This is a genomic window from Pseudoteredinibacter isoporae, assembly GCF_011602085.1.
Taxonomy (GTDB): Bacteria; Pseudomonadota; Gammaproteobacteria; order Pseudomonadales; family Cellvibrionaceae; genus Pseudoteredinibacter; species Pseudoteredinibacter isoporae.
Genome location: NZ_JAAONY010000001.1, coordinates 1574078 through 1586506, shown reverse-complemented (window position 1 = coordinate 1586506; position 12429 = coordinate 1574078). Strand labels below are relative to the sequence as shown.

The window sequence follows — 12429 nt, the reverse complement described above, 5'->3', positions numbered from 1 at the left end:
CGTACACTAATTAGCCAAGATTAACGGTGGATTTCCCCCAATAGTGCTATAATTAGCGCTTTGAATTGAACACTGGCCCCACTGTGAAAACGGCAAAAACCAAAGCCCAGATCCGCGCTGAGATCGAGAACCAGATTGAGAGCTTCCTCAGTCGGGGCGGTGAAGTGGTTCAGTTTCAAAAAGGCGTCAGCGGCTTGCCAGACGGGGCAGCCATTCAGAACAGCTTCAGCCCGCGCCAGGTGCAAAGCCGAACTCCGGTCGTTGAAGTCGTAAAAGCCATTGATGCCCGTCGTCAGGTCAGTAAAACCCCGGTCGCTAAACGCAAGCCCAAAAAGATTCTTCTCAAAGACGATTTCGGAGACCCTATCCGTTGGGTCTGGCAAGACAGCTAACAACACAAGCTCGAATCTTGTACTTTCTTACTACCCATAAAATTGAATATTTCATCACTTTGGCAGCTCATTCTCATCCTTAAGTCTTATTGAGAATCAATAAAATAGGATAGAAATTTGGTTCTTTGAGACCGTTTTCCACTCAGATGCGGCTTTTCCCTTCTCGAAAAGAACAAAGAGGTCGATACTAAGTCTTAATAAGAGATATCCGGTTTTTAAAATCGGTCTAACAAGACGTTCTACCCACCAGCCGAATTTGGTAACCCGACTTGCAATAATGAGCAGGCATTGCTTTCCGAAACCTTATCCGGACCACTCAGTACCTTCGCAACATCTCTAGACACCGGGTAGCGCAGATTACAAGCTATAAGCTTGCTGGAAGCATAATCATGAAAAACGGTTTTACTGCCCTACGCTGCTTAATTGTAAATGACGACCCCAACACGCTTCTGACGTTACGGCGGCAGCTACTTGCTATAGGTTTTCAACATATATCACAGTGCAATACAGCAAGCTTGGCACTAAAAATGCTCCAACCCGATTCCACATTCGATATTGTCTTTTCCAAAATCAATATGCCGGGTGTTGATGGCATCGAACTGATTCGACACCTCCACCAACTCAATATCGACAGCGCGGTCATTCTGGTAAGCGATGAAGACCCAAGGATTACCAACAGCATTAGTCATCTGGCGAGAGAACAAGGGCTGCAATTTCTTGGCGCCTTGTTTAAACCGCTGACTAAATCCCGCATCGAAAAACTGTTGGAAAAATACAATGCCAACTTTGAGTTGGAGCTTAAAAGCGATCACCCTGCTATCAGCATTTCCGAACTGCGCCAAGCCATTCTTAACAAAGAAATTGAAGCGTATTTTCAACCACAAATTTGTGTGAAGAGTGGACGGCTGATTGGCGCCGAAGCACTGGCGCATTGGCGACACCCTAGTAAAGGGCTGATCACAGCTGAACATTTCATTCCGCTGGCCGAGAAGCATGGTTTTATACAGTTGATCGGGCATTATATTCTGGACTATTGCTGCGCACAGCTGGGCCGCTGGCAATCCAAAGGCGTAGACATCAGTTTATCCATCAACATCTCTCCACTGCATTTGAATCGCCTGGACCTTCCTGATGTACTGTGTGCAATGGCGGAATATCATGGCATTCAGCCAAAGAATCTGATCATTGAGTTAACCGAAGCCAGCATGCTTGAGGATGTCGGCACCAGTATTGATATTCTCTCCAGACTTCGATTAAGAGGCTTTCAGCTTTCCATTGATGATTACGGCACCGGCCACTCGTCCCTCGATAAGCTTCAGCAAATACCATTTAATGAATTAAAGATTGATCGCAGTTTTATTAAATACGCCAGCGACAATGAGGCCAGCCGTAGAATTCTGGAAGCCACCGTGGATCTGGCGAAAAAGCTCAAATTGAAATGTGTCGCCGAAGGTGTTGAACATCAATCGGATTGGGAAATGGTGAGCAATTTGCAATGCGACATTGCCCAGGGGTTTTATATTTCGCGCCCAATGCCAGCAAGGGACTTTATGCCCTGGATCGAATCCAAACTGCCGAGATTGAGAACCTCGGACATCAGGGTTCAAACCTGAACACAGGCGCATTTCATGCCTGTGAGCGGCTCTTAAACCAGGCCGGCATCCATAGCAATCCAGTAACTGACACCACTAAGAATCGTCAGCACAATTATCACCATGACCAAAAGATACAAAGGGCGAAAGGGCTTACGTTCAACACTGTTCACACCAGTGGATACAAACTTATCCACTTTGGCTTGATCTTCCGGACTCAGTTTCGGCTCATCATTATTATTCATCTTATCTCGCCTGATTTGTTATCAATCTTCAGCTCACAAGCTAACGCAGTACTAATTTATAGTCGATCCACATCGGTGCGTGGTCGGAAAAACGAGGCTCTCTTTGAATATGCCAGTCGTAGGCCTTCTTGGCAATATTGGGGGTAACCACATGGTAGTCCAAACGCCATCCCACGTCCTTGGCAAAGGCTTGTCCGCGATTTGACCACCAGGTATAAACCTCTTCATCAGTAAGCTCGCGGAATACATCGACCCAGCCAAAATCATCGTAGATTTTATCTAACCAAGCCCGCTCCTCTGGCAAGAAGCCTGAGTTTTTACGATTGCCCCGCCAGTTCTTAAGGTCAATTTCCTTGTGGCAAATGTTCCAGTCGGCACAAATAATGTATTTTTCGCCTGAGGCCATCATTTCCTGTAAACGCGCCTCAAACAAATCCAGAAAGCGGTACTTTTTCTCTTGTGCAGCTTCAGAGCTTGAGCCGGAGGGCATATACAAAGAGATCACCGTTACATTTCGAAAGCGTGCTTCAATCCAACGCCCTTCATTATCTGCAGGATCCCAGCCCAGGCCGCGAGTGACTTCTCGGGGCTTTACTTTGGAATAAATGGCAACGCCACTATAGCCTTTTTTCTCGGCATCGAATAAAAAGCGATGGTATCCTTCCGGGAAAAACACCTCATCATCGAGCTGAAGCTCCTGTGCTTTGGTTTCCTGCACACAAAGCACATCCACATCCTGAGCAGCGAACCATTCAAAAAAACCCTTGCGCGCCGCCGCGCGGATGCCATTGGCATTAAAGCTCATAATCCGCATAGCGGAACTCCCCCGAAAGAAAAGAGAGAATTAGAACAAATCACAGGCTTATTTTAAAGCTTTCCGTGTGCTTCCCATTGATATTCCCGCTTGGCTGAGTCGGGGCGAGGCCATAATGGAAAAGGCTGTTTTATATAGAGGGGGTATGTGGGGTTATTTCTACAGGGTTGCTCAAAGCAGCGTCCACGGTTGCTCACCAACGCATCGGCACTCCCACCACCATTTTGGAAATCAGCACCGCTTGAATACAACCAGGCCTTTTCTTTTGAATACCCGAGGGTTCCACCGCTGAAACGGTCTTGAGGAAGCTCAGACACATAGACTGGGTAAAGCTGCTCAAGAGTCTCAGGAAGATCACGGTGCTCACGCTGATACAACGCAAGCCCAAGTCGAGCAGCAAAAACCTGATTCCATTGGCGAGACATACACTCGCTGTTATGAAATCGCTCCAAACTTTCTCTGGATAGCTCAAAAGAATCATATCGGCTCATGTCGTTTTTGTACCAGGGAATACGTAGCCTCTCTTTGTATTCAAGGCTCAATTCTTCCATGCTTTTTAAATCTCCAACGTTTTTATCTTTGCAGAGTTTGAGAACACTGTCTCGACGCTTGGCGAGATGAGCGGCGTAGCGATTCAAACCTCGATTTTTGTGATAAAAGTACCGTGGAAAATAATCCGCTAAAAACAGGCGAACGCTTTCGTTATCACTGTAATCGGCTGATAGTAGCCCATAGAAAAAATCCCAAAGATATAACTTTCTTTGCTCCCAACTTACTGGAACCCAACCGGGACTGCCGTTTTTAGGAAAACCCGGTCGACTTAACACACTCTTTTGCATCACATCGGATTCCATATAACGCTTGCTCGTCATAATTTCCCCCGTGTACACCAGCTCAAGCGCGACTTCATAACGTTGATTCCATTGTGTGAGTTGACGTTTTAGGTCATTCAACTGGTCTTTATCAAGTTGTTGGCAGAGGTAAGCAAACCAGGGATAAATATGAGCACGCATGTGCGATGCGCTACTGAATCCTACATAACCTTCTTCGATTAGCTCTGCAAAACGAACATTGATTTTCATCGCTGCCAGGAGGTATTGGTAGGCCTTATCTATGGACTGCTCTTCAAAGAATTGCCACTGGGATTCAAGCAGCAACAGCAAAGATAAATCTTCAGCACCACGCAATGAGAAGATGTTTCTCAAATCCGCATAATTAATGCCAGAAACAACGTAATGCTTTTCCTCCAGTGACTTTAAAACAGCAGGCAACTTATCACGCCCAAGCTCTCTATACGATTCAACACGCGATCTCTCCCAACGCAAATTACTCAAGTAGGTTTGGAGCGCATAACGATCCTTGGCATTGGCAAATATCGTAAATGCCCGTTCTTGTAAAAAGGAAATATGTTTCGAACCGTTTGACAGGGCTTTCTTTTTTATAAACGCTTGGTAATCCGATTCCATGCCGTAGTCTTCATAACTTTCAGCGTCGATAGAACCCATGAAAATCCAAACAACAATAAAGCAGAGACAAACCAGAATGGCAATCAGCAGATACCTTAAACACCTTCCTATAGCAGACATCGACCTTCCCTTTTATCCGTGTGCATTGTCTGTGTAAGAATATAGCTTACCACAAATCAAAACAGTTCCACCTAACAGGGAAATTACGATGGCTGCTATTGAATTGAATCGCTGCCTTCGAACCTTTATCAATTAGAGAGCCATGATGATAAGGCCAGACACAAAAAAGCCCCGCATTGCGGGGCTTTTCTAAAAGAGATGGAAGTGAACTTAGAACAATTCAGCGGCCAAACTCATCACAGGCTCACTGCCTGCGCGAATATTCTCTTTGTGAGTATTCGCCTGAGGCAACAAACGAGAATAAAAGAAACGCGCGACAGCCAACTTGCCATCGTAATATTCATCACTGCCCTGCTTGGCCATGGCTGCCTTTGCCATCCGCGCCCACATGTACGCATGGGCAACGTGACCGAACTGATGCAGATAGTCGTAAGCAGAAGAACCAATCATCGCAGGGTCATCACCCGCCTTATCCAGCACCCACTGAGTTGACTCCTGCAAACCTGCCAGCGCTGATTCCAATGCAGGAACAAATTCGGACATATTGTCATCACAACCAGCAATGAACTCTTTAATGTCCTCAGCAAACAACTCAACAAATTGCCCGCCATTGGCCGCCACTTTACGCCCCATCAAATCCATCGCCTGTACGCCATTCGTACCCTCATAGATCTGACAAATGCGAACATCGCGAACCAGTTGTTCCTGACCCCACTCACGCAAATAACCGTGACCGCCAAACACCTGTTGCCCAAGCACGGTGCAATCCAAAGCTTTATCCGTAACGAACGCTTTTGTGACCGGCGTCAGCAAAGCCATCATTGCAGCGCCCTGCTTCTTCTCTTCACCTTCGGCAAATTTCGACTTGTCCAACCACATCGCTGTGTAATGGTTCAGCGCACGAGAACCCTCCGTGTAAGCGCGCATGGTCAAAAGCATACGACGCACATCCGGGTGAACAATAATTGGATCAGCAGCTTTCTCTGGAGCGACAGCACCATTTGGAGAACGACTCTGCAAACGCTCGCGAGCATACTCGATAGCTGACTGCCAGGAACGCTCAGCAGCGCCCAACCCCTGAATACCAACGACCAGGCGCTCATAGTTCATCATGGTAAACATACAGGCCAAACCCTGATTGGGTTCGCCGACTAACCAGCCCTTGGCATCGTCAAAATTCATCACACAAGTGGCCGAGCCCTTAATGCCCATCTTCTTCTCAATGGAACCACAGCTCACACCATTGCGCTCACCCAAAGAGCCATCATCATTCACCATTAACTTCGGCACCAGGAACAGAGAAATGCCCTTCGGACCTTTCGGTGCATCCGGCAGGCGCGCCAATACTAAGTGGATAATGTTTTCGGCCATGTCGTGCTCACCCCAGGTAATAAAAATCTTATTACCATTAATGGTGTAGCTGCCATCGCCATTCTCTTTCGCGCTGCTGCGAATAATCCCCAAATCGGTCCCGGCATGAGGTTCCGTAAGATCCATTGCGCCGGCCCACTGACCGGAGTACATATTTGGCAGATATTTGTCTTTTAGCTCGTCGCTGGCGTGAGCATCGATCGATAAGCAGGCACCCGCCGTCAACATAGGCGCCAGACCAAAAGAAATCGAAGCCCCCTGAAGCATTTCCTCAACATGAGCCGTGAGCGTTTTGGGCATCCCCATGCCGCCGTATTCAGGGTTCCCGCCCAGGCCATTCCAACCACCCTCACAGAAGGTCGCATAGGCTTCTTTAAAGCCATCCGGAGCTGTCACTTCACCCTCATTCCAGCGCGAGCCCTGCTCGTCCGCTTCTCGATTCAGTGGCCCCACCACCTCACCTGCGATCTTGGCCGCTTCCTCCATAATGGCATCGGCGGTATCCATGTCCACAGCTCCCGCCAAGCCAGGCAGCTCTGACCACAACTTCTCGGTTTCGAACACATCTTTCAGCACAAAGTGCATGTCTTTCAGGGGGGCTTGATACTCGGCCATGGGGCATCTCTCACGTTAATTATCGGGTAGTTATGTACCAGTTTAGCGCCCCTGACAATACAGCCAAGTGACAATGACAAACTGGTCATTCAAACAGGTGTTTGAAATTACCCAGATGGGGAGCGAAAGTCAATGACGATAGCGATTGCGAATTCCGGCTTCACACGACATTTTTCAGGTCTGAAAGACCACAGAATCATTGATATTCATATAAGTATCAATAACTTATATGAATAGAAGGAGACACTGACAGAAACACAGAATCATTGGCGGTTTTGTTCGAAGGTGGGGTTTTGTCTAGATTTCAAGACGGCTAACTTTGCGCAATGATAATGATTACCGGTGAAACGCCTAAGACAACTTCAAGTGTTATTCCCTGATCAAGCGCCAATCCAGGTAATATGCAAAGGAGCAAGTTTGTTTACTCCCAGTGCCGGCGGGTAAGATTTGAGAGTTCGCAGATCGTTTTATACCGATTCGAACCACTTAAAAACCGTTTTAATCCTATTGCTTTCCACAAGCTGAACCTTCATTAATTGAAAGCCGGGTCAGCAAATGCTCTCCGGAACCATATTCCGAGTCACTCGATTCATAACTGACCCGAGCGTTTTGACAATCAAAGTACTCAAAATTCAAAGTGCCCCATGGAATACGCTGGACCTCATTACTGTCAAACAGCTCACCGAAACGAGCACCTTCGGTTATATAAGCCTCATCGACCACCGTCTTTTGGGTTTCAGGGTCAGTCTCTCCAACACCCGAAATATAGACCGGCACACCATCCGGACGATAGCTGAACCAATAGATATTCAGACGATTGCCACTCAAGGCCTGTACCATTAGCCCTTCACCATCTCGAGAGGTGTTGTACCAAGTGCCCGAAGCTTCAGTGCTACTGTTATCGCCTACCTTTTCAAAACAACCGGTACCCAAGACGGCCGTGAGGCGACTGATATCAAACTGCCCACTGCCAAACCCAGCCAGCTGCCCATCGTATTCCACCTGACCACTGTTGCAGCCATCAAAAGAGAAACTCAAATTTCCCCATTCACTACGTTGCACAGTGCTGCTGTCGAAAGCTTCACCCCAGCGAGTACCATCAGCGGTGTATGCCGTGACTGTGATTTTTTCATCATCGTCATTGTAGTTTTCTGCCCCGAAAATGAACAAAGGATCACCTTGCTGGTTGTAGGTAAACCAATAGGCATTCAACTGATTATCAAGAAAATTGCTTTCATTCATTTCTACCAAAAAACCTTCACCATCGCGATTCAGGTTATACCAGGCTCCGGAAGAACTTTTACCAAGGTAAGGGCGAGTATCGACAGCCTGCCGTAAAAATGATTCGTTGGGAATACCAATCCAGCAACGAGGAATAACCGGGTAATCCTCCGTAATAAAATAGGCATAGGTACCGTTGGGAAATTCCGGAGTGACCGTCAGACGTGCATTGCATTCATTCAAATCACCTAGCTTGGCCTGATATTCATAGTCTTCCACGAAACTGCCATCGTACACCCCGCCCGGATTACTGCTGTCATTCGGGCGGGCTCCGGTTTTCAGCGCATAACTGCTGCTCATTTCTTTAATAGCACTATTCGCGTCATCGGGGTCACTGTAAGAATACCGACCATAAATGGGATACCCATCAGCTGCCCAACCTATTAGTGGCGAATGACGCCCAGCCTGTTCATTTAAATTTTCCAACAATCCATGAGGAATACCATGATAGTGATAAGTACCGTTCGGTTGTACATGAGCGTTGTGCTGATCCAAACCCAAGTTGATGCCATCACCCGTAGCCTCATAACGCCAACCATTAATACGATCATTCTGGTAGTACTCCGCCGCAGCGGGATCAAAAGGGACACCGTTTACCGCCACGCCAAAGGTGTTTAAATCACCATCCAAGACTCGAATGTAGCGCTCCGGCCTCAAACTTAATCGATAGACCAAGTTCTGCGCGCTGATACTGTTTGGATTGCTGGCATTGGGAAACTGTCCAGTATCATGATCTGGTATGGCATCGGCCTCAATCAGACGAGTATTGGTTTCTTCACTGATAACAGCGGCCTCAGATCGAATCGTCGCCTGCTTACTTTGCTCATCAATGCTGACATCTGGATGATACCCATGTGCAATAACATCAAATGCCATGCCTGCACCGACACAAAATAGGAGGGGTTTTAGCACACGGTTCATAGACTCACCCTGGACAAAGGATTACCTCAACCATTGACGACAGTCAAAGGCAACTGGATTAAGATTTAAATCTCCGATAGAGAAATAGAAACACTGGGAAACAGTGAAATCAACAAACTACACAAAAACTTCATATTGTGAGGATTAACTTCACTTTTCGAGCAGAATAAGTAGCATCATGACAAACGCGGCCGTTCAAAAGCCATTGAAAATCGACTTCCTCCAAACACCATGAAAATGCTCAGAAAATCAGTTACAAAAGCGCTTTCGCTCCTGAAAACACCATCTCTACAGAAATAGCCAGAAGTATCATCCCCATCAGCCTGTTCATAATGAGACGTACACTTTGAGAAAGGACCTTGCCAATCGAAGAGGCATTATAGAAAACAATAAATAGAAGCGACAAAATCACCAGAAGAACAGCAGCGATTTCCAGACTCTGAATATAATTTGTTGCATGCGCCGCATAAATGATAATCGTCGCAATAGTGCCAGGCCCGACAATCATTGGAAACGTCATCGGATAAAAGGCCATCACGCTCAAACTTGAAAGCTCTTCTTTCTCCGAGGCAGAACCGTGATGGGAAGCTGATTGCCCTCCATGAAGCATCGACCAGGCGATGGAGGCTAACACAATCCCACCCGCAACCCGGAAGTCATCAATCGACACCCCAAAGAAATTCAATATGGCTTGCCCGGCCACGAGAATCACCACGCACATAAACACAGAATAACAGGCAATCTTCAGAGCAAGCCGCCTTTGTTCAGACTGTTCAACGTCCTCTGTCATCACGAGAAAAATAGGCAGGTTTACAAATGGATTCATAATCGCAAAGAATGCGCCGAATACTTTGACGAGCTCTGTATAGTCCATGATTTACCTTGGGTTCTGCGAGTCTTTTATTAACAGGCATTATCCAATATATGAGGGGCTAATCCAAACTTCAAACAACATCGAGGTGGAATACCAGAATAAACTGCTCACTCATTTTGATATAACTTAAACGGAAAATCGATAATCAAAGCCTACAGCTCAAGAAAAATACTATCTAAAACCTAATGACTGTGAACCCTAATTCGAGAATTTGGCTTCGACCTTCTCACTAATATTTAGGTCCCTAACATAAAAGTCCGGGAAATAAGGCCATCCATCAGCAGCTATTATATAACTTCTCCCTGCCTGCGCGTTAAAAGATACTCTTACTGGAAAACTAACCTTATAGCCCCCAATAAAACCTGTATTAAAACCGACCCAATTAAAGACAAGATCCACCTCTCCAGAAGGGAGCTTCATAGCTTGCAAACCTTCCAGCTTATCCGAACTCCCTAACATTAAATCAATTGCCTCAGAATAACTTACACGACCATCTTGAACCGGATGATCGCTTTTGTGTTTTGGATCTTCTATCAATACAATATATTGATGTTTCCCCAACATTCCTGATTCTGCATATATAATACTAGTCTCCTTAGCATTTTCAGAGCGGTCCGTAGGAAAAACATCTGCTTCAGGGACTCCAACAACATAGCGGCTGTAGTCAGGTTTAACTGATGAGAAGGCAGACAAAAGAACAATTACAAAAGTTACTAAACCAAGATTTTTCATGAATTTAAAAATCTATAATTTCAAATTTTATTGACTTGGAGTCTTCTTACGATCAACAATCCACTGAGCAATGGTATCTGCCAAAGTATCCAGATACCTATTCTCTGCTTCTTGCGTATTATTCCCCAAGTCCATTGTAAAATCCGTTTTTAAATTTCCCAGAAAGCCGCCATTGTAAACCTGCCCAGACTTGCTGACCGCATCAACTTCCTTACCATTTTTATTTACCCTTATACTCCAGTTGATTATCGGACGCGTCACTGACTTGCTCGGCCATGGCGTCAACTCGCCGGAGAAACTGCGATAGTAACTCACCTTAATATAAACACTTGCAGCATCAGCGCCACCCAACATGCCTTCTTTTTTCAACCGCCCTTTAATTCCGCTCAGGAGATAATTCCTCATTTCGCTTTCTGTAAAATAGCGATCAACTTTTTGCTTAAAGGACAAAGTCAGATTTAGATCTTCAATGTTGACTTTTGACAAAACAACACGACCTTCGGACTTTCCTGGCAAACTACCACAGGAAACAAGGAGAAATGATAAAATCAGACAAAAAATACTCTAACAGAAAACATGTTTCACCCGCATTTCGATAATAGATAGAATTATAAAAATTCCGGGAACTGGTCATGAGCTACATTCACAACATTAGAAAAATGATCATACAAAGACGTAAAATCCAACGCCGCACGATCTTTCAATGAATTTTATGAAAGGGTAATACTAGTGATTTTTTAGTTATTAAAATGGGTCGTTAGAACTAATTTAAAGATCCACAAAACCATCAAATCAATGCGAAACTTAAATTATAGCTTTAGCCAGCATTGCACCTACCCACAAAATGACAACTTGAGGACAGTCGCCAAAGTGCTCTTGTTATTATTTTTGATAAATCTGAGGCGGCGCCAGACAGACCACGGCATGAATTGTGAGTATCTACGCACCCGAAGAGAAGCAAGTGAACCAACAGGTTTTTCCATACGAAGCAAGAAATGAACAACGCTAAATATCAACAAAAAATCAACTTCCATGTGGAAATCACATCAGGGTTCACTTGGATTATAGAATAGCCAATACAGTTTTATTTACACACTCTAAAAACATTCTAACCGATTATTAAAACTCAACCTTACACCTCAGAAGAAACAACCATTAGTTAGGAAAGCGACTTTCATTAAACTCATAGAGCGGCTTACCATCTTCACCCGCACATATATATTTCACATCTTTATAATTCCTAGCCGCTTTCCGGTGTGAGGGCACCGCACGACCACCAACCCATTTCACGCTCAAGTTCTGCTTTAAGGTGCATGGGGTTTTTGTCTCAGTGTGGACACCCGAAGGTATATTGTACGCGATAAGGGTGCAGATGGGAGAGCAGGACAACCAAGCCACACCCTCACCATTCGGTGAAAACAACACTTTTTTTGGCTTTATAAATTCACCGTTTTCGCTTTTATATGTTTTTAACTGAGTTTTTTTGCCAACACCATCATTGAGTTCCAATAAAAAAAGTTCCCCACTCCCCGTTTCTTTATTTAACCCTGCAATTAAGACTTGGGAGTTGTCCTTATTCCATCTTGGATAATCAATAGCATTAAAGGCCCATTCAGAAGTTCTATTTTTTTCATTCAGACAATTTTTACAGTTAACTTCTAACCCTGTTTTTCCATCAACAATATAAGTCATCCCCAACATCACTTCACTATAGCGAGGGCTTTTAGTATGCCAAACCATTAACTTAGCCCCTTCCCAACACTTATTTTGAGTCTTTGAGCAGACCTCCCGCTTGTATGCTCCCCGCCCCGTCCCATGCAATCTAAAAGGCTCCTCCTTAATATAAACTTTGTAATAGAACTCACCCAAGTTATCGATTTCTTCGTGAAAACTTGTACATGATGAAAAAAAACATAAACAAAATAATAGGAAAATTGTCTGTACTAATTTATATCTTTTTAATTTATTCATTTAACCCACCTGTTTCACTGAAACCATTTCCCAAA

At 45.1% G+C, this 12429-nt stretch carries 11 protein-coding genes; 2 read left to right on the top strand and 9 right to left on the bottom strand.

Going from position 1 to position 12429, the window contains the following annotated elements; translation table 11 throughout:
* Window positions 1–83: 83 nt before the first annotated feature.
* Both G8768_RS06885 and G8768_RS06880 read left to right on the top strand, forming a co-directional pair.
* On the top strand, window positions 84–392 hold the full coding sequence (locus G8768_RS06885; protein WP_166849408.1) for a hypothetical protein: 309 nt from the start codon (window positions 84–86) through the stop codon (window positions 390–392).
* A 389-nt stretch (window positions 393–781) separates the two neighbouring features.
* Window positions 782–2005 (top strand): EAL domain-containing response regulator, encoded by a 1224-nt coding sequence (locus G8768_RS06880; protein WP_166849410.1) that lies wholly within the window; start codon window positions 782–784, stop codon window positions 2003–2005.
* A 32-nt stretch (window positions 2006–2037) separates the two neighbouring features.
* Here G8768_RS06880 and G8768_RS06875 read toward each other — a convergent pair whose 3' ends face one another.
* From G8768_RS06875 to G8768_RS06835, 9 genes are all read right to left on the bottom strand, one after another.
* Complete coding sequence (locus tag G8768_RS06875; RefSeq protein WP_166849412.1) at window positions 2038–2229, bottom strand: DUF3094 family protein; 192 nt, start codon at window positions 2227–2229, stop codon at window positions 2038–2040.
* Between the two features lie 40 nt (window positions 2230–2269).
* Complete coding sequence (locus G8768_RS06870) at window positions 2270–3043, bottom strand: exodeoxyribonuclease III (RefSeq protein WP_166849414.1); 774 nt, start codon at window positions 3041–3043, stop codon at window positions 2270–2272.
* A gap of 53 nt (window positions 3044–3096) precedes the next feature.
* Window positions 3097–4629: a hypothetical protein gene (locus G8768_RS06865; RefSeq protein WP_166849416.1), complete on the bottom strand. Its 1533-nt coding sequence runs from the start codon at window positions 4627–4629 to the stop codon at window positions 3097–3099.
* Window positions 4630–4839: 210 nt separating this feature from the next.
* Window positions 4840–6615, bottom strand: coding sequence for an acyl-CoA dehydrogenase C-terminal domain-containing protein (locus G8768_RS06860; protein ID WP_166849419.1), 1776 nt, complete (start codon window positions 6613–6615; stop codon window positions 4840–4842).
* Window positions 6616–7119: 504 nt separating this feature from the next.
* Window positions 7120–8817, bottom strand: coding sequence for a YHYH protein (locus G8768_RS06855; RefSeq protein WP_166849421.1), 1698 nt, complete (start codon window positions 8815–8817; stop codon window positions 7120–7122).
* A gap of 253 nt (window positions 8818–9070) precedes the next feature.
* Entirely contained in the window at window positions 9071–9691 is a 621-nt protein-coding gene (locus G8768_RS06850; protein WP_166849424.1) for a MarC family protein, read from the bottom strand.
* Between the two features lie 198 nt (window positions 9692–9889).
* Entirely contained in the window at window positions 9890–10423 is a 534-nt protein-coding gene (locus tag G8768_RS06845) for a hypothetical protein (protein ID WP_166849427.1), read from the bottom strand.
* A gap of 27 nt (window positions 10424–10450) precedes the next feature.
* Window positions 10451–10909 (bottom strand): hypothetical protein, encoded by a 459-nt coding sequence (locus G8768_RS06840; protein ID WP_166849430.1) that lies wholly within the window; start codon window positions 10907–10909, stop codon window positions 10451–10453.
* A 669-nt stretch (window positions 10910–11578) separates the two neighbouring features.
* Window positions 11579–12394 carry a hypothetical protein gene (locus G8768_RS06835; RefSeq protein ID WP_166849437.1) on the bottom strand — a complete coding sequence of 272 codons (816 nt, stop codon included), beginning with the start codon at window positions 12392–12394 and terminating at the stop codon, window positions 11579–11581.
* Window positions 12395–12429 lie beyond the last annotated feature (35 nt).